At 65.0% G+C, this 16,865-nt stretch carries 15 protein-coding genes and 1 pseudogene; 10 read left to right on the plus strand and 6 right to left on the minus strand.

Annotation, left to right across the window (positions count from 1 at the left end; genetic code table 11):
- Positions 1-45 precede the first annotated feature (45 nt).
- Both gabT and ACIGGF_RS16120 read left to right on the plus strand, forming a co-directional pair.
- The gene (gabT, locus tag ACIGGF_RS16115; RefSeq protein WP_397522245.1) at positions 46-1,410 is read left to right on the plus strand and encodes a 4-aminobutyrate--2-oxoglutarate transaminase; all 1,365 of its coding nucleotides are present in this window, start codon (positions 46-48) and stop codon (positions 1,408-1,410) included.
- Position 1,411: 1 nt separating this feature from the next.
- Positions 1,412-2,863: an NAD-dependent succinate-semialdehyde dehydrogenase gene (locus ACIGGF_RS16120; protein WP_397522246.1), complete on the plus strand. Its 1,452-nt coding sequence runs from the start codon at positions 1,412-1,414 to the stop codon at positions 2,861-2,863.
- An 89-nt stretch (positions 2,864-2,952) separates the two neighbouring features.
- On the opposite strand, the gene ACIGGF_RS16125 is transcribed toward ACIGGF_RS16120, so the two are convergent.
- Both ACIGGF_RS16125 and ACIGGF_RS16130 read right to left on the minus strand, forming a co-directional pair.
- Positions 2,953-3,981 carry a Glu/Leu/Phe/Val dehydrogenase gene (locus ACIGGF_RS16125; RefSeq protein WP_397522325.1) on the minus strand — a complete coding sequence of 343 codons (1,029 nt, stop codon included), beginning with the start codon at positions 3,979-3,981 and terminating at the stop codon, positions 2,953-2,955.
- Positions 3,982-4,228: 247 nt separating this feature from the next.
- On the minus strand, positions 4,229-4,708 hold the full coding sequence (locus ACIGGF_RS16130; RefSeq protein ID WP_397522247.1) for an Lrp/AsnC family transcriptional regulator: 480 nt from the start codon (positions 4,706-4,708) through the stop codon (positions 4,229-4,231).
- Between the two features lie 134 nt (positions 4,709-4,842).
- Here ACIGGF_RS16130 and pdhA point away from each other — a divergent pair, with 134 nt between their 5' ends.
- From pdhA to ACIGGF_RS16150, 4 genes are read left to right on the plus strand one after another with little or no spacing between them, the layout of a single operon-like run.
- Positions 4,843-5,925, plus strand: a complete 1,083-nt coding sequence (gene pdhA / locus ACIGGF_RS16135; protein ID WP_397522248.1) for a pyruvate dehydrogenase (acetyl-transferring) E1 component subunit alpha — start codon at positions 4,843-4,845, stop codon at positions 5,923-5,925.
- Positions 5,922-6,932, plus strand: coding sequence for an alpha-ketoacid dehydrogenase subunit beta (locus ACIGGF_RS16140; RefSeq protein WP_397522249.1), 1,011 nt, complete (start codon positions 5,922-5,924; stop codon positions 6,930-6,932). The genes pdhA and ACIGGF_RS16140 overlap by 4 nt, the downstream gene beginning before the upstream one ends.
- Positions 6,933-6,982: 50 nt before the next feature.
- Positions 6,983-8,371: a dihydrolipoamide acetyltransferase family protein gene (locus ACIGGF_RS16145; RefSeq protein WP_397522250.1), complete on the plus strand. Its 1,389-nt coding sequence runs from the start codon at positions 6,983-6,985 to the stop codon at positions 8,369-8,371.
- A gap of 52 nt (positions 8,372-8,423) precedes the next feature.
- A complete protein-coding gene (locus tag ACIGGF_RS16150; RefSeq protein ID WP_397522251.1) occupies positions 8,424-9,365 on the plus strand; it encodes a thiamine pyrophosphate-dependent enzyme in 942 nt (313 codons plus the stop codon).
- Between the two features lie 184 nt (positions 9,366-9,549).
- On the opposite strand, the pseudogene ACIGGF_RS16155 reads toward ACIGGF_RS16150, so the two are convergent.
- From ACIGGF_RS16155 to ACIGGF_RS16170, 4 genes and pseudogenes are all read right to left on the minus strand, one after another.
- Positions 9,550-10,368, minus strand: a pseudogene (locus tag ACIGGF_RS16155) (ABC transporter substrate-binding protein); the annotation flags it as partial.
- The gene (locus ACIGGF_RS16160) at positions 10,365-11,012 is read right to left on the minus strand and encodes an ABC transporter permease (protein ID WP_397522252.1); all 648 of its coding nucleotides are present in this window, start codon (positions 11,010-11,012) and stop codon (positions 10,365-10,367) included. The gene ACIGGF_RS16160 and the pseudogene ACIGGF_RS16155, both read right to left, overlap by 4 nt.
- A 21-nt stretch (positions 11,013-11,033) precedes the next feature.
- The gene (locus tag ACIGGF_RS16165) at positions 11,034-11,234 is read right to left on the minus strand and encodes a hypothetical protein (protein ID WP_397522253.1); all 201 of its coding nucleotides are present in this window, start codon (positions 11,232-11,234) and stop codon (positions 11,034-11,036) included.
- A gap of 115 nt (positions 11,235-11,349) precedes the next feature.
- Positions 11,350-12,378 carry a LacI family DNA-binding transcriptional regulator gene (locus ACIGGF_RS16170; protein ID WP_397522254.1) on the minus strand — a complete coding sequence of 343 codons (1,029 nt, stop codon included), beginning with the start codon at positions 12,376-12,378 and terminating at the stop codon, positions 11,350-11,352.
- Positions 12,379-12,590: 212 nt separating this feature from the next.
- Between ACIGGF_RS16170 and ACIGGF_RS16175 the strand changes: the two genes are divergently transcribed.
- From ACIGGF_RS16175 to ACIGGF_RS16190, 4 genes are read left to right on the plus strand one after another with little or no spacing between them, the layout of a single operon-like run.
- A complete protein-coding gene (locus ACIGGF_RS16175) occupies positions 12,591-13,748 on the plus strand; it encodes a Gfo/Idh/MocA family protein (protein ID WP_397522255.1) in 1,158 nt (385 codons plus the stop codon).
- Positions 13,745-14,926, plus strand: coding sequence for a dihydrodipicolinate synthase family protein (locus ACIGGF_RS16180; RefSeq protein ID WP_397522256.1), 1,182 nt, complete (start codon positions 13,745-13,747; stop codon positions 14,924-14,926). The genes ACIGGF_RS16175 and ACIGGF_RS16180 overlap by 4 nt, the downstream gene beginning before the upstream one ends.
- Positions 14,923-15,774, plus strand: coding sequence for a sugar phosphate isomerase/epimerase family protein (locus ACIGGF_RS16185; protein ID WP_397522257.1), 852 nt, complete (start codon positions 14,923-14,925; stop codon positions 15,772-15,774). The genes ACIGGF_RS16180 and ACIGGF_RS16185 overlap by 4 nt, the downstream gene beginning before the upstream one ends.
- Positions 15,771-16,853 carry a glycerate kinase gene (locus ACIGGF_RS16190; RefSeq protein ID WP_397522258.1) on the plus strand — a complete coding sequence of 361 codons (1,083 nt, stop codon included), beginning with the start codon at positions 15,771-15,773 and terminating at the stop codon, positions 16,851-16,853. The genes ACIGGF_RS16185 and ACIGGF_RS16190 overlap by 4 nt, the downstream gene beginning before the upstream one ends.
- Positions 16,854-16,865: the final 12 nt, after the last annotated feature.

The raw sequence follows: 16,865 nt of genomic DNA on the forward strand, positions 1-16,865 counted from the left end.
AGCAGTCGCATACTTGCGGGACCAGTCCAGATGAAAGGTGCGCCCATGTCCTCGATCGAGTACCGACTTCCGCAGGAACGCAAGATCGTCACCGCGTTCCCCGGTCCCAAGTCGTCGGCATTGGCGGAACGCCGCAAAGCCGTCGTCGGTGCGGGAGTGGCGTCGACCCTGCCGGTCTACGTGGCCGACGCGGACGGCGGTGTGGTCGTCGATGTGGACGGTAACTCGTTGATCGATCTCGGTGCGGGAATTGCCGTGACGACTGTCGGTGCCTCGAACGCGGCTGTTGTTGCCGCCGTGCAGGATCAGGTCGCGCACTTCACCCACACGTGCTTCATGATCGCACCGTACGAGGGGTACATTGCGGTCGCCGAGAAGCTGGCCGAGTTGACTCCCGGCGATCACGACAAGCGCAGCGTCCTGTTCAACAGTGGTGCCGAGGCGGTCGAGAACGCGGTCAAGATCGCCCGGCATGCCACCGGAAAGTCGGCGGTCGTCGTGTTCGATCACGCGTACCACGGCCGCACCAACCTGACGATGGCACTGACGGCGAAGTCGATGCCGTACAAGAGCGGGTTCGGGCCGTTCGCTCCGGAGATCTACCGCGCTCCGATGTCCTACCCGTTCCGCGAGGGTCTGAATTCCGACGGCTCCGCGGTCACCGGCGCGCAGGCCGCGGCGCGGGCGATCTCGGCCATCGAAAAGCAGGTCGGTGCCGATAATCTCGCGGCCATCCTGATCGAGCCGATCCAGGGCGAGGGCGGCTTCGTCGTTCCGGCCGAGGGATTTCTTCCGGCCCTCGCGGACTGGGCGCGGCAGAACGGCGTGGTGTTCATCGCCGACGAAGTCCAGTCCGGATTCACCCGCACCGGAGCGTGGTTCGCCAGCGAACACGAGAACGTGGTTCCGGACCTGATCACCATGGCCAAGGGCATCGCGGGCGGGATGCCGCTGGCCGCGGTCACCGGTCGCGCCGATCTCATCGACGCGGTGCATCCCGGTGGGCTCGGCGGAACCTACGGCGGCAACCCCGTCGCCTGCGCCGCTGCGCTGGCATCCATCGAGCAGATGGAGACCTTGCAACTCAACTCCCGTGCGCGCGACATCGAACGCATCGTGCTCGAACGGATGCACGCGCTGGCGTCCGAGGTCGGCATCATCGGTGAGGTTCGTGGCCGCGGAGCCATGCTCGCGCTCGAGCTCGTCGTCCCGGGAGGGCGCGAGCCCAATCCCGCGGCCACCAAAGCCGTTGCCGCTGCGGCACTCGATGCCGGCGTGATCGTTCTGACGTGCGGCACCTATGGCAACGTCATCCGGTTGCTGCCGCCCTTGGTGATTTCCGACGAATTGCTCGGAGACGCGCTCACCGTCCTCGAAGACGCGCTGCGCCGCGTGGCCGAGGGCAACTGAGATGTCGGCCCATGATGTGATTGCCTCGCTGCCCACCGATCTGTGGCTGGGCGGCGCGCAGGCTCCGTCGGCGTCGGGCGCGCGATTCGCCGTGCTGAATCCGGCGACCGGTGAAGAATTGACCACCGTCGCCGACGCAGGGGCGGCCGACGGAATCACCGCGCTCGATATGGCGGCCGCGGCGCAACCGGCGTGGGCGGCGACGCCTCCACGGGAGCGAGCAGAGATTCTGCGACGTGCCTTCGATCTGGTGCAGGAGCGTTCGGACGATTTTGCACTGTTGATGACCCTCGAAATGGGGAAGTCGTTGGCGGAGAGCCGCGGTGAAGTGAACTACGGCGGCGAGTTCTTACGTTGGTTCAGCGAGGAAGCCGTTCGGATCGGTGGCAGATCCACCCGAGCGCCGGCAGGGAACGGCCAGATTCTGGTGACCAAGGTTCCCGTCGGCCCGGTGCTGGCCATCACGCCGTGGAACTTCCCGTTGGCCATGGGAACACGCAAGATCGGGCCGGCTCTGGCTGCCGGGTGCACCGTCATCGTCAAGCCTGCCGAGGACACTCCGCTCACGATGCTTCTGCTCGGGCAGATGTTCGCCGACGCGGGTCTGCCTGCTGGCGTGCTGTCGATACTCCCGGCATCCGACGCCGCGGCAGTCACCGGACCGTTGATGAACGACGCGAGGCTGCGGAAGGTCACCTTCACCGGGTCGACCGGAGTGGGGAAGCTGTTGGTACGCAATGCCGCCGACCGGCTACTGCGAACGTCGATGGAGCTCGGCGGCAACGCTCCCTTCATCGTGTTCGACGACGCCGACATCGACGCGGCCGTCGACGGGGCGATGCTGGCCAAGATGCGCAACGGCGGCGAGGCGTGCACGGCAGCCAACCGCCTGTACGTCGCGAACTCCGTTCTCGAGGAGTTCACCGACAAGTTGACCGCGCGGATCGAGGCCCTGACGGTCGGGCCGGGTGACGCAGACGGCACCGACATCGGACCCCTCGTCAACGACAAGCAACGCCGAACGGTCACCGCGCTGGTCGACGACGCGGTGGACAAGGGTGCCCGGGTGCGCACTGGAGGCACGACGATCGACGGTCCCGGGTTCTTCTACGCGCCCACGGTTCTCGATCGCATCCCTGCGGACGCACATCTGTTGCAGGACGAGATCTTCGGACCTGTCGCGGCAATCATCGGTTTCGACACCGAGGACGAGGCCGTCGCGGCAGCGAACGACACCCGATACGGGTTGGTCGCCTACTTCTATTCCGAGAGCCTCGACCGCGCCCTGCGGGTGTCGGCGGCATTGGACACCGGAATGGTCGGGGTCAATCGAGGTGCCATCTCCGACGCCGCCGCGCCGTTCGGCGGTGTCAAGGAATCGGGCTTCGGCCGCGAGGGTGGGTCGGAGGGCATCGAGGAATACCTCGAGACCAAGTACATCGCTCTTCGGTAGTCAAGTGCACGCGACGCTCCACTCCGCGCTCGGGTCCGTGGGAATCTGGACGTCGAGCCTGGAGTGGAGCGATGCGTGCCCGTCTGTTCTCAGCCCCGGGCGGCGGCGATTCGGTTCTCGGCCATGCGATCGGCCGCCGCTCCCAGCAGGATGCCCTCGGCGCGGGCGATGGCGAAGATGCCGGCAACGGTGTCGCGGATCTTGGCGATCGCGGCCATCACCTGGGCCGAATCCCGTCCGCGCAGTTCACCTTCCACTTGAATCAGGCCACCGGCGTTGGCGACGTAGTCGGGTACCCACACGATTCCGCGCGCAGCCAGGATCTCTTCGACATCGGGTGTGAGCAGTTGATTGTTGGCCGCGCCGCAGACGATGGATGCCGACAATCGGGCCACCGACGACGCGTCGAGCGTGGCACCCATGGCGCACGGTGCGTACACGTCGATGGCGGCACCGATGATGTCGGATTCGATGGTGACGCCGGGGAAGTCCTGGGCGATACGATCGAGTGCGGGTGCGTAGGAGTCGCTGACGATCACCTCGGCACCGGCGTCACGAAGCAGGCCGACGAGGTTGTAGCCCACTTTGCCGGCACCCTCGACACCGACGCGCTTGCCGGTCAGATCATCGGAACCCCAGACTGATTCGGCTGCCGCCCGGAGCGAGAGAAACACCCCGAGTGCCGTCTGCGGGCCGCTGTCGCCGGTGCCTCCCGCCGCGGTGTTCTTGCCGACGACGTGCGCTGTTTCCTCGGCGATGATGTCGAGATCGTCGCTGTTGGTGCCCACATCGCCTGCCGTCACGTAGGTTCCGCCGAGCGAGTCGACGAACCGGCCGTAAGCGTTCAGCAGCGTCGGGGTCTTGATGACATTGGGGTTGCCGATGATCACTGCTTTTCCGCCGCCGAGATCGATTCCCGCGACGGCGGCCTTGTACGTCATTCCGCGGGAAAGTCGCAGTACGTCGGTCAACGCGTCCTGCTCGGATGCGTAAGGGTAGAAGCGAGTTCCGCCCAACGCCGGTCCGAGCGCCGTGGAGTGGACCGCGATGATCGCACGTAGACCGGTGTCGGGATCCTGACAGAACACGACGCGTTCGTGTGCGAGGCCGTGCGGCATGTCGGGACGATCGAAGACCCCCGATGGTAGGACGGTGTTCGGGGTGGGTACGGCGGGACGGTCGGCAACGACGGACACAGTCGGTCTCTTTCGGTGATGAGTAGGCGGTACCCGAGAGTGGTGGCACCCGGAAGTCTTTGTCCGTCACAGAGTGTCGCGAAGGTGCACGGTGGTCAACCGCCGTCGTCGAGAATGTGCATGGTGCACGGTGCATCCCGCATCGGCCGGGTCCGAATGGTCGGGCTGCTCAGCGACCACCGTCCTCGGCGAGCTGTTGCAGCAACGGCTTGGTGCGGTACTGGATCAATTCGCTCATCGCGATGGACATGTTGGTGCGCTCGACTCCGGGGATATCGAGAATGAGACCCGCGATGCGGTAGAGGTCGTCGGCGTCGACGGCTGCTATTCGAATGTGCATGTCGGCAGCTCCGGACAGTCCGAACACCTCGAGCACTTCCGGAATCGTGCGCAGATGCTCGGTGACTGCAGCCAGAGTGTGTTGGTTGACTCGGGCCGTGACGAAGGCCTGCAGTGGCCGTCCCAACGATTTCGGGGGAATGCGGTGGTCGATCGGGGTGAGTGACCCCTTGTCGTCCCATCGACCGAGGCGCGCCTGCACGGTGTTGCGTGACAGGCCCAACGTGGTGGCGAGTTCGACGCCGGTGGCGCGTGGTCTGGCGCACAGGGCGAGAAGGAGTCGGGCGTCGGTCTTGTCCAGATCGGTCATTGCGCACTTCCTGTAGCTCGGTCGTTACCCAATATTGTGCACACTGCGCAGTTGTGAAGTCATAGCTTGTGCAGGGTGGATGTCGGTGGTGTGCTTGTGAAAGACATCACACCACGACGGAGAGTGCCACGAACATGAACACCACCTCGCTGGTACAACTGATCAAAGAATCTGGAACCGTGGTCCGCAACGGGACCTACTCGCCTCTCGTCGCGGACATCGACACCGCCGCGATGATGGAGATGTACCGCGATCTCGTGGTCGTCCGGCGCATCGACACCGAGGCGACCGCACTGCAACGACAGGGCGAGCTGGGTCTGTGGGCACCGTTGCTCGGACAGGAAGCGGCGCAGGTCGGTTCGGCTCGCGCACTGGACACCGAGGACTTCGTGTTCGCCAGCTACCGCGAACACGGCGTCGCCTACTGCCGCGGAGTCGATCCCACCCGGATGCTGAGGTTCTGGCGCGGATCGACGCTGTCCGGGTGGGACCCGTACGAGTACCGCATGACGACACCGGCGATCATCGTCGGATCGCAGGGCCTGCACGCGACCGGATACGCCATCGGTATGCAGTTGGAAGGTGCCGAGGGTGCGGCTATCACCTACTTCGGGGACGGCGCGACCAGTCAGGGTGACATTTCGGAGGCGCTCGGTTTCGCGGCGAGCTTCCACGCACCGGTGGTGTTCTTCTGCCAGAACAACCAGTGGGCCATCTCGGAACCGGTGACGGTGCAGACCAAAGCGACGATCGCCGCTCGCGGTGAGGGATACGGAATTCCGTCGGTCCGCGTCGACGGCAACGACGTGCTCGCCGTGTTGGCCGTGACCAGAGCAGCCCTGGCGCGCGCCCGAGAGGGCAGTGGCCCGACGCTCATCGAGGCCGTCACCTACCGTATGGGGCCGCACACGACCTCGGACGATCCGACGCGATACCGCTCGGGTGCCACCGACGACGAATGGCGCGCCAAGGATCCGATCGATCGAATCGAGAAGTTGCTGAGGCGAATCGGCGTGTTCGACGACGAATTCGCTGCCTCGGTGAAGCGCACCGCCGACGAGGTTGCCGCTGAGTTGCGGCGCGGTTGCCTCGACACCGTCGAGCCGGAAGCGATGTCGGTGTTCGACAACGTCTACGCAGATCCGCACCCCCTCCTGGACGACGAACGAACCCAATTCGCTTCGTACCAGGCCGGATTCGAAGGAGCTACGTCATGACCACCGTCGACACTGTTGCGCCGCAGCGGCCCACCAGTCTTCCGTTGGGCAAGGCCATCAATGCCGGTCTTCGTCGTGCGATGGAGAACGACCCCAAGGTGCTGCTGATGGGTGAGGACATCGGCAAGCTGGGCGGCGTCTTCCGCATCACCGACGGGCTGCAGAAGGACTTCGGTCCCGGCCGGGTGCTCGATATGCCCTTGGCCGAATCGGGCATCATCGGCACCGCCGTCGGACTGGCGATGCGGGGATTCCGGCCGGTGTGCGAGATCCAATTCGACGGCTTCATCTACCCGGCCTTCGATCAGATCGTCTCGCAAGTGGCCAAGTTGCACTACCGCACGAGTGGCAACGTGAAAATTCCGATGACCATCCGGGTGCCCTACGGCGGCGGAATCGGTGCCGTCGAGCACCACTCCGAGTCTCCTGAAGGCTATTTCGCGCAGACTGCCGGCCTTCGCGTCGTCACCTGCAGCAATGCCGCGGACGGCTACTCGATGATTCAGCAGGCCATCGCCAGTGACGATCCGGTGCTGTTCTTCGAGCCGAAGCGTCGATACTGGGAGAAGAGCCCGATCGACCTCGACGCCGACGCGTCGTACCCGCTGCATCGGGCACGCGTGGTCTCCGAGGGCACCGACGTCACCCTCATCGCGTACGGCCCGCTCGTCGCCACTGCGCGCAAGGCCGCCGAAGTTGCTGCCCACGAGGGAATCTCGATCGAAGTCATCGATCTGCGCTCGCTGTCTCCGATCGACTTCGAGACCGTCGAGGCTTCGGTACGCAAGACCGGCAGGTTGGTCGTCACACACGAGGCTCCGGTGTTCATGGGTATCGGATCCGAAATTGCCGCACGGATTTCGGAACGGTGCTTCTACAACCTGGAGGCACCGGTACTGCGCGTCGGCGGGTTCGGGACCCCGTACCCCGCGTCCAAGCTCGAGAAGTTCTACCTTCCCGATGTCGATCGGATTCTCGACGCGGTCGACCGCTGCCGCTCCCACTGACCTTGCGCCTACCGCCGCCGACCGACACCGACACCGAACAGGATTCCACGATGCCCACCATCAAGAGCTTTCCGCTGCCCGATCTCGGGGAGGGTCTCACCGAGGCCGACCTGCTGACCTGGCTCGTCGCGGTCGGTGACACCATCGAGTTGAATCAAAACATCGCCGAGGTGGAAACAGCCAAGGCCGCCGTCGAGCTTCCCTCACCCTTCGCGGGTGTTGTTGCAGCGCTGCATGTCGCCGAGGGCGACACCGTCGAGGTCGGAGTGCCGATCATCGACATCAGCGTCGGTGGCGACAGTGAAGATGAGACAGCAGCACCAGGTGTGGAGGAAGCAAGCCCGGCCGAAGACAGTGACGAACGCGTCCCGGTTCTCGTCGGCTATGGCGTGGCGAAGGAAGGGTCGAGTCGACGCGGAGGCCGGGGAACACCACCGGTCACTGCCTCACCGAACGGGCAGAACGGAAAGCCGCTGGCCGCACCGCCGGTCCGGAAGATTGCCAAGGACAACGCCGTCGACCTGTCCGAGGTACCCGCCACCGGAGCCCGCGGCGATGTCACCCGGGCGGACGTGGAGTCGTACCTGCAGGGCGAGTCGACACTGCAGGGCGAGTCGACACTGGAAGCCGATTCAACACCGCACAGGGATGGCGCAGTAGCAGGGCAGGACGCAGTAGCCGGGCAGGACGCAAGGGCCGGGCAGAACGCAGGGGCCGGGCAGACGCTTCCGCGGCGCGGCCGCGAAGAGCGCACACCGATCAAGGGAGTGCGCAAGCACACGGCGGATGCGATGGTGCGCAGTGCATTCACCGCCCCGCACGTCACCGAGTTCGTGACCGTGGACGTCACCGAGACCTTGACTCTGCTGGAGTCTCTCCGGTCTTCGTCCCACTTCGCGGACGTTCGGCTGACTCCGCTGGCTCTGGTCGCCAAAGCCGTCCTCGTTGCGCTGAAATCGAATCCGTCCCTCAACTCGTCCTGGGACGAGGCGGCTCAGGAGATCGTCACCAAGCACTACGTCAACCTCGGTATCGCTGCGGCGACTCCGCGCGGCTTGATGGTGCCGAACATCAAGGACGCACACGAACTGTCGTTGGTGGACATCGCGCGGGCACTGGCAGACCTGACGCGTACTGCCAAGGAAGGCAAGAGCAGTCCGGCCGATCTCGCCGACGGCACGATCACGATCACCAATGTCGGCGTGTTCGGGATCGACGCCGGGACGCCTATTCTCAATCCTGGCGAAGCGGCAATCCTGTGCTTCGGTTCGATCCGCCGAATGCCGTGGGAACACGAGGGCGGCGTTGCATTGCGGTCCGTGACGACGCTGTCCCTGTCGTTCGATCATCGTCTCGTGGACGGTCAGCAGGGATCGCAATTCCTTGCTCTCGTCGGCCGGTTGCTCGGTTCTCCGATGGATATGATCGCCCTGAGCTGATTGCGCAGATCGGCTCGGGGGAGACAAGCTCGATGGAAGCAAGGGTGTGCGCGTGGCCGAAGCGATCGACGAGTACTTCCTGACGCAGGTTCGCTCCACCCGCCGCGGTGGGTCGGTCGTCGGCGATCCGGATCGTCTGCTTCGGTACTTCGATGCCCAGCTCGTCAGTAGGCATCTCGACTTCGCGGCCCGCTGGCTGCAGGCCGCTGGGGTCGGTTACTACACCATCGGGTCGTCCGGGCACGAGGCGAACTCGGCCGTCGGGGCTGCAACCGAAGTCACCGACCCGGCCTTGCTGCACTACCGCTCGGGTGGCTTCTATGCCGCACGCGCACAACAGTGTCCGGGATGCAACCCGATCCGGGACGTGCTGGCGAGTCTGGTCGCGTCCACCGACGATCCCATGTCCGGTGGTCGCCACAAGGTGTTCGGGCATCCGGCCCTCGGAATTGTTCCGCAGACATCGACCATCGGTTCGCAGGTTCCGCGTGCGGTCGGCCTGGCCTTCGCGCTCGGCCGGGCAAAGGTGTTGGGACATCGAACCCCGTGGCCCGAGAGCGCCGTGGTGGTGTGCAGCTTCGGTGACGCCTCGGCCAACCATTCGACGACGGTGGGCGCGCTCAACTCGGCTGCCTACTGTTCGTACCAGTCCGTTCCCATGCCGATCCTGTTCGTGTGTGAGGACAACGGAATCGGCATCAGTACCCGATCGCCGCGAGGGTGGACAGCGCACTCACTCCGCCGTTTCCCGTCGATCGAGTACGTGCGGGCCGACGGCGAGGATCCGGTCGCGTTGATGCGAACGGTCGATACCGCCGTCGCCGCGGTGCGGGCCGAACGTCGACCGTGTGTGCTTCACCTCGACACGGTGCGGCTGATGGGCCACGCCGGGTCGGATGCCGAACTCGCCTACCGCTCGCGCGCAGACATCGTCGGTGATTACGCGCGAGATCGGAGTCCCAGTACGTCGACGACTCGGCTCCGGTCTCGGTGAGTCCGGCGTCGCTGAGGATGCTGATGGTGTTGGCCCAGTCCTCGTCACTGTTGACGCCCGGTGCCATTCCTTCGGTGTTCTCCGTCGTGAGCAGAGGGATCGTCTCCTGCCATTGCTGCAGCAGCACCGACTCCGGCGGAGTCTGCGGGTCCTTACCGACCATCGACGCTACGGCCGCTTCGGGATTGGCGATGGCTGCCTCGAACGACTCGCGGGTGGCGTCGACCATCGCCTGAGCGAGCTCCGGCGAGTTCTCGATGGTCGACGTGTTGGCGATGAGGCCGTTGCTGTAGAAGTTCAGACCCTCATCGGAGTAGCGGAGATAGCGCATCTCGCGTCCGGACTTGTTCGCGATGTTGGGCCCCTGGTCGTGTGCGAAGCCGATGAGACCGTCGACCTGACCCGAGAGCATCGCGGCGATCTTGCCTGCGGAGTCCAGACTCTGCTGCTGAACCTGGTCCTCGGGAACGCCGGCGCGGTCGAGGAAGATGGGGAATGTGGTGGTGGGGGCGTCGCCGGCGGACACGGCGATGGTCTTGCCTGCGAGGTCGGCGGTGGTTTGGATCGGTCCGTCCGCGTAGACCTGCACGGCCGACGGCGTCGTCTGCAGGAATACACCGAGGCTTTTGACCTTCACGCCCTTGTCGATGTTGGACATCACGGCCGCGGTGTCGGCCCAGCCGAAATCGGTTTGGTTCGAGCCCGCAGCCTGGGCGGTCTTGGTGGATCCTTGGCCGGCGGTGATGGTGAGGTCGATACCGTGCTCGGCGAAGATTCCCTCCTGCACGCCGTAGTAGAACGGGGCGTGCTCGCCGTAGGGGTACCAGTTGAGCATCAGCGAGGTTGCGGTGGTCTCACCGTCGGTGCCAGGGGCCTTTTCCTCGCCGCCACCTCCTCCGCTGCATCCGGCGAGTACCAGAGCGGACGACGCGACGGTCGCCACCAGAACGTTCTTGAGCTTCATGGAATGTGTCCTTCGAGGTAGGGAGGGCATGCGGGTCATACAGCGCCGACGGACGCGGTGGAGCGACGCGATGCGTGCCAGGGGATGAGGAATTTCTCGGCGATTTCGATGATCAGGAAGAGGAGGATTCCCAGTAGGGACATGATGATGAGTGCAGCGAAAAGCATTGCTGTGTCTATGTTTCCGTTGGCCTGGAGGATCACGTACCCCAGACCTTCGTTGGCGCCGACGAATTCACCGACCACCGCTCCGGTCACCGCAAGTGTTGCGGCGATCTTCAGGCCGGACATCAGCTGGGGCAAGGACGCGGGAAAACGAACCTTGCAGAACGTCTTCCACTTGCTTGCGCCCATCGTCGAGGTGAGTTCGAGGATCTCGGGATCGACGGAACGCAATCCCGCCATTCCAGCGATGACGATGGGGAAGAACGCCATCAGGACGGCCACGAGGATCTTGGGGCTGGGGCCGAAGCCGAGCCACACGACGAACAGGGGCGCGATGGCGATCTTCGGGATCACCTGCGCGAACAGGATGAGCGGGTACATCGTCTTCTCGATCGAGGACGAGTAGATCATCACCACCGCGACGGCGATGCCGACCACCGAGGCGATGACGAAGCCGGCGATGGTTTCGTAGGTGGTCACCCAGGTGTGACCGGCGAGGTAGGACGCGTTGTCCACCATCGTCGACCACGTGTCACCGGGTTACGGAAGGATATAGGGCGCAACGAGTTCGGAGGCGGTGACGGCCCACCAGGCGGCGATCAGCACGGCCACGAGGGCCAGGGGTCGCCAGAGGCCGGACCAGGTATTGCGGAGCGAAGGGAACCGTCGACGACGGGTCGGTGCGGGTTGAGGAACCGACGCAGTGGCAGAACGGACTTCGACCGACGATGTTGTCGTCATATGGAGTCCTCGATCTAGTAGGAGGCGGGTCCGTCTACTCCCGCTGGAATGCGCTTTCCGAAGCTGACGCCCAACGTAGTGTGATCGCGCCCACAGTGTCAAGCAATTCGGACAATCAGCTGTTCAGAGCGGTGCTACGCCGCAGGACGACGGTGCCCGGTGCCCACTCCCGGCTTCCCGGGTGACTTTCCGGATCGAGGGCGAGTCGAACGGCTCGCTCGCCGATATCAACCAACGAGAGAGCGACGGTGGTCAGGCTCGGGGAGTGATCGCGCAGCGTGGGGATATCGTCGAACCCGGCTATGCAGACGTCTTCCGGCACGCTCAGGCCCAGCTCACGCCAGGCTGCGATTGCTCCGATGGCCATGACGTCGGTGACTGCGAATACGCACGGTGGAACGCCGTGGCCGGGGGAGAGCTCGAGTGCAGCCGCCAGGCGTCGCGCGGCGCTGTAGCCACCGTCTCGCGAGAAGTCCCCGGCCACTTCGATTTCCGGTGTAACGCCGTATGTGCACAGCGTCTCGACGAAGCCGTTGCGACGATCGGCTGAGGTCCGGATGTTTCCAGGGCCGCCGATGATGGCAAAGCGACGATGGCCGTGCTCGTGCAGGGCCTGCGCCAAAGCCGCAGATGCGGCGAAGTTCTCCGGTTCGACCGCAGAGGCGAACGGCACCGGTTGTCCGATCACCACTACCCTGCCGCCGTTGTCGCGATATGCCGCGAACTCCTGTTCCAATGCTCGGTCCAAGTCGCCGCTCTGCCTCGAGCCGGCCAGGATGATGGCGTCGGCGCGATGCGAGATGAAGGTGGCGACCGACTGCCGTTCGAGAGCGAAATCGCGCTCGGTACTTGCCAAGAGCACCAGCTTGGCCGCGTCGCGCGCCTCGTTCTGCACGCCGCGAACGATGGACGAGAAGTAGGGGTCGGCCACATCGTGCACCACGAGACCGATCAAGCCCGTCGATGACCGGGCCAGCGCCTGGGCCTGAGCGTTGGCGATGTAGCCGAGATCGGCCGCTGCCGCGCGCACGCGATCGGCCACACCCTCGCCGGGTACTCGTGACGAGCCGTTGAGCACCCGCGACGCTGTGGCCTGCGAGACGCCTGCCGCCGCGGCAACATCGCTAAGTCGTACTGCGGCCATGTACCCCTCACCCCCTGCGAAATCATTGCGATCGACGGTCACCACTTGACCGATCGACCTCGACAGCATAGCTTGGAAAGCGCATTCCGAAGCTGATTTTCCCCCACGACGCGTAGTGGACTTTCCGCAACACCGTCGATACGGCCCCATCCGTCATGGCTCGCCGTCGTCCCACGTCCTTCGTCATCAGTGCACAGAAAAGGCAATCTCTCATGCCCACACCAACCCGTACCTTGCGTATCGCCATGAACGGCGTCACCGGACGCATGGGCTACCGTCAGCATCTCCTTCGATCCATCCTGCCCATCCGTGACGCCGGTGGACTCCTCCTCGACGACGGCACGCGCATCCAGGTGGAGCCGATCCTGGTCGGCCGCAACGAAGCCAAGCTTCAGGAGCTCTGCAACCGGCACGGTATCGCCGAGTACACCACCGACAGCGCATCCGTCATCGATGACGCGTCCATCGATATCTACTTCGACGCCCAGGTCACCTCGCGACGCGCCGAGGCACTGTCGTCGGCGATGAAAGCCGGCAAGCACATCTTCACCGAGAAGCCGACAGCCGAAACGCTGACACAAGCCATCGAACTGGCCCGCATCGGGCAGAACGCGGGCATCACGGCCGGCGTCGTGCACGACAAGCTCTATCTCCCCGGACTGGTCAAGCTCAAGAGGCTCGTCGACGAGGGATTCTTCGGCCGCATCCTCTCCCTACGAGGCGAATTCGGCTACTGGGTCTTCGAGGGCGACGGTCAGCCCGCCCAACGCCCCAGCTGGAACTACCGAGCCGAGGACGGCGGCGGCATCGTCGTCGACATGTTCTGCCACTGGAATTACGTGCTCGAAGGCATACTCGGCAAGGTCGAAACCGTCACCGCGAAAACCGCCACTCATATCCCGACCCGCTGGGACGAGCAGGGCCACGAGTACGCCGCCACCGCCGACGACGCTGCCTACGGCATCTTCGAGATGGAGAACGGCGTTGTAGCGCAGATCAACTCGTCGTGGGCCGTGCGGGTGTTCCGGGACGAACTGGTCGAATTCCAGATCGATGGCACGCATGGCTCCGCGGTCGCGGGACTGCGCAACTGCGTAGCCCAGCATCGTTCGCACACCCCCAAGCCTGTGTGGAATCCAGATCTGCCCGTCACCGAACCGTTCCGCGACCAGTGGCTCGAGGTCCCCGCGAACGCCGACCTGGACAACGGTTTCAAGTTGCAATGGGAAGAGTTCCTGCGTGACGTCGTTGCCGAACGGCCGCATCGCTACGGTCTGCTCTCCGCCGCCCGCGGTGTTCAGTTGGCCGAGCTCGGTTTGCGATCGTCCGCCGAGGGTCGCCGCCTCGACGTCCCGGAGATCGCGCTGTGACCGCCGTCGACTCCCGGGTGTCGATCACCCTCCCCGGCCACGGGGTCTACGTGCTCGGCGAACCGGGTGAGTGGACCAAACCCGCCGCACCCATCACCTCACGCGTCGCATATGCCGCCGCGCACGTCGTCCCTAGTGCCATGGGCGACAACACTCCTGGGGCTCCCGCCGACATCGACTGGGACGCCACCCTGGCGTACCGCCACGAACTCTGGTCCTACAGACTGGGCGTCGCCGACGCGATGGATACCGCTCAGCGCGGCATGGGCCTGGACTGGGCCGCGACGTCCGAGCTGATCCGCCGCTCCGGGGCCGAAGCCGCTCACGTCGGCGGGTCACTCGCCTGCGGTGCGGGCACGGACCAACTCGACCTGGATGCGCTGCCGTCGGGCAAGGACGGTCTCGCTGCTGTACTTGACGCCTACCGCGAGCAGATCGCGGTGGTCACCGATTCGGGAGCCAAGGTCATCGTCATGGCCTCACGTGCCCTGGCTCGGGTAGCGACGTCCTCCGAGGACTATCTTTCGGTCTACACGACTCTGCTCGACGAAGTCGATGAGCCCGTCGTATTACATTGGCTCGGAACGATGTTCGATCCGGCGCTCGCCGGGTATTGGGGGAGCGCAGACATTTCGACCGCAACGGACACGTTCCGCTCGCTGATCGATTCGCACGCGCCCAAGGTCGACGGCGTGAAGGTGTCGTTGCTCGACGCCCAGCACGAGATCGCCCTACGAGCCGGGCTGCCCGCAGGCGTCCGCCTCTACACCGGCGACGACTTCAACTATCCCGAGCTGATCATCGGTGATGGACAGCATCATTCGGATGCACTGCTCGGCATCTTTGCCGGTATATACCCCGCGGCGTCGACGGCATTGCAGGAACTCGACCTCGGCAATACCGCTCGCGCCGATGATATTTTGCGCTCGACGCAGGAACTCGGCCGGCACATTTTCGCCGCTCCCACGTATTACTACAAGACCGGAATTGCGTTCCTGTCGTGGCTCAACGGCAAGCAACCTGGGTTCTCGATGGTGGGCGGCTTGGCATCCGGACGCAGCGTGAAGCATCTGACGACGCTGTTCGTCCTGGCCGATCGCGCAGGGTTGCTGGCGGATCCATCGCTGGCCGCACACCGCATGGGGCTCTACCTCGAACTGAACGGGGCAGCGTCGTGAGTATCGCACCGTACGGCCTCGACAATCCCTACGCAGCATTGTCTCTCAACACCAAGACGACGAACGCCTGGACGCTGAAGCAAGCCGTCGACGGTGCCGCGCGAGCTGAGCTGGGTGCGGTGGCACCGTGGCGGGATCGAATCCAGGAGGCAGGTGTCAGCGAATCGGCCAAGCTCATTTCCGACGCCGGTCTGCGGGTGTCGAGCCTGTGTCGCGGCGGGTTCCTCACGGCGATCGACGACGACGGTCTCGACGACAACCGTCGCGCTCTCGACGAAGCCGCCGAACTCGGGGCACCCGAGCTCGTGATGGTCATGGGCGGCATTCCCGATCGTGACCTCGTCGGAGCCCGAGCCAGGGTGGAGGAGAGGCTGGCTCTGCTCGTTCCGTACGCACTCGAGCGGGGGGTGCGCATTGCGCTGGAACCCTTGCACCCGATGTTCGTGGCCGACCGTGCGGTCATCTCCACACTGGGACAGGCCTTGTCGATGGCCGAACCGCACCCGGCGGAGGCAGTGGGCGTCGTCGTCGACACCTTCCACGTGTGGTGGGATCCGGATCTGGAGTCCTTGATCCGAATTGCTGGTGAGCGTGGCCGCATCAGCTCGTACCAGGTGTGCGACTGGCTGGTGCCGATGGAAGCCGACCCCCTCCTCTCGCGCGGAATGATGGGCGATGGTGTGATCGATTTCGAATCCATCGGTCGTTGGGTTCGAGGCGCTGGGTACCAGGGTGATGTGGAAGTGGAGATCTTCAACGCTGCTGTGTGGGCAACCAACGGGGACCAGGTGATCGAGACGATGAAGCAGCGCTACCGCGATCTGGTTCTGCCCAGTCTGATCGCATGAGAGTGCTCTTCGCCCCCGATTCCTTCAAAGGCACCATCGACGCGGTCGATGCTGCCGCGGCACTGATCGAGGGATGGGCGGCTGTCCGCAGCGGCGACGACCTGGTGTCGATGCCGCAGGCAGATGGGGGCGAAGGGACACTCGACGTCCTCGCAGCGTGCTCGGCTGACCCGACATGGTCATCGGTGTCGGGTGTCTGCGGCCCGGACGGTCGACCGGTCGACGCGCGATGGTTGATGCTCGAAGACGGCCGGGCGGTGATCGAGTTGGCGGAGTCCTCGGGCATCGCGATGATGCAGTCGCTGAATGCATTGGCTGCGACGACGCGCGGACTCGGTGAGGTCATTCGAGGCTGCGGTTCGGATCGCATCTCGGTAGCTCTCGGGGGCTCGGCCTCCACCGACGGCGGACTGGGAGTGTTTCGTGCGCTTGGTGTTCGGGTGCTGGACGAATCGGGCCTGGACGTTCCGGAGGGCGGCGCCGGTCTGCTGGCCGCCCGGTCGGTGGATGCGTCGGGCCTCGCGGGAGTGCCGTCCGACATCGAATTGCTGACCGATACGCGTGCGGTGTTGTTCGGACCCGACGGTGCCGCGCACGTCTTCGGGCCACAGAAGGGCGCGTCGGCCGCCGACATCGAGATGCTGGACGGGGCATTGCACTGCTGGGCCGAGTTGCTCGCCGAGGCCGGCTTGCCGGCCGACCCGTTCATGCCGGGGACCGGCGCTGCCGGCGGAGTCGGATTCGGTCTGTGCGCGCTGGGGGCTCGTGTATCCGGCGGGGCGGAACGGGTGTCGGAGCTGACAGGACTGTCGGCTGCTGTACCTGCAGCGGACCTCGTGGTGACGGGTGAGGGCAAGTTCGACCGCACGTCGCTGACGGGCAAACTCGTCGGACATGTGGTCCAGATATGCTCGGACGCTTCGGTTCCGGTGGCCGTTGTCGCCGGGTCGGTGGATACGGACGTCGAGGTGCGGAAAGTGTCGCTGACGGACCTTGCCGGCAGTGTGGAGGCAGCCATGGCGGATCCACGACGGTGGCTGGTCGACGCTGGACGGCGCTTGGCGAATGACGTTCGTTAGCGAGGGACACCG

The sequence above is a fragment of the Rhodococcus sp. NPDC078407 genome (genome assembly GCF_044542515.1).
Classification (GTDB): Bacteria; Actinomycetota; Actinomycetes; order Mycobacteriales; family Mycobacteriaceae; genus Rhodococcoides.

Excerpts from the sequence above, each read along its gene's own strand:
- gabT (WP_397522245.1), top strand. The coding sequence starts at position 46 with ATGTCCTCGATCGAGTACCGACTTCCGCAGGAACGCAAGATCGTCACC.
- ACIGGF_RS16120 (WP_397522246.1), top strand. The coding sequence starts at position 1,412 with ATGTCGGCCCATGATGTGATTGCCTCGCTGCCCACCGATCTGTGGCTG.
- ACIGGF_RS16125 (WP_397522325.1), bottom strand. The coding sequence starts at position 3,981 with ATGCCGCACGGCCTCGCACACGAACGCGTCGTGTTCTGTCAGGATCCC.
- ACIGGF_RS16130 (WP_397522247.1), bottom strand. The coding sequence starts at position 4,708 with ATGACCGATCTGGACAAGACCGACGCCCGACTCCTTCTCGCCCTGTGC.
- pdhA (WP_397522248.1), top strand. The coding sequence starts at position 4,843 with ATGAACACCACCTCGCTGGTACAACTGATCAAAGAATCTGGAACCGTG.
- ACIGGF_RS16140 (WP_397522249.1), top strand. The coding sequence starts at position 5,922 with ATGACCACCGTCGACACTGTTGCGCCGCAGCGGCCCACCAGTCTTCCG.
- ACIGGF_RS16145 (WP_397522250.1), top strand. The coding sequence starts at position 6,983 with ATGCCCACCATCAAGAGCTTTCCGCTGCCCGATCTCGGGGAGGGTCTC.
- ACIGGF_RS16160 (WP_397522252.1), bottom strand. The coding sequence starts at position 11,012 with ATGGTGGACAACGCGTCCTACCTCGCCGGTCACACCTGGGTGACCACC.
- ACIGGF_RS16165 (WP_397522253.1), bottom strand. The coding sequence starts at position 11,234 with ATGACGACAACATCGTCGGTCGAAGTCCGTTCTGCCACTGCGTCGGTT.
- ACIGGF_RS16170 (WP_397522254.1), bottom strand. The coding sequence starts at position 12,378 with ATGGCCGCAGTACGACTTAGCGATGTTGCCGCGGCGGCAGGCGTCTCG.
- ACIGGF_RS16175 (WP_397522255.1), top strand. The coding sequence starts at position 12,591 with ATGCCCACACCAACCCGTACCTTGCGTATCGCCATGAACGGCGTCACC.
- ACIGGF_RS16190 (WP_397522258.1), top strand. The coding sequence starts at position 15,771 with ATGAGAGTGCTCTTCGCCCCCGATTCCTTCAAAGGCACCATCGACGCG.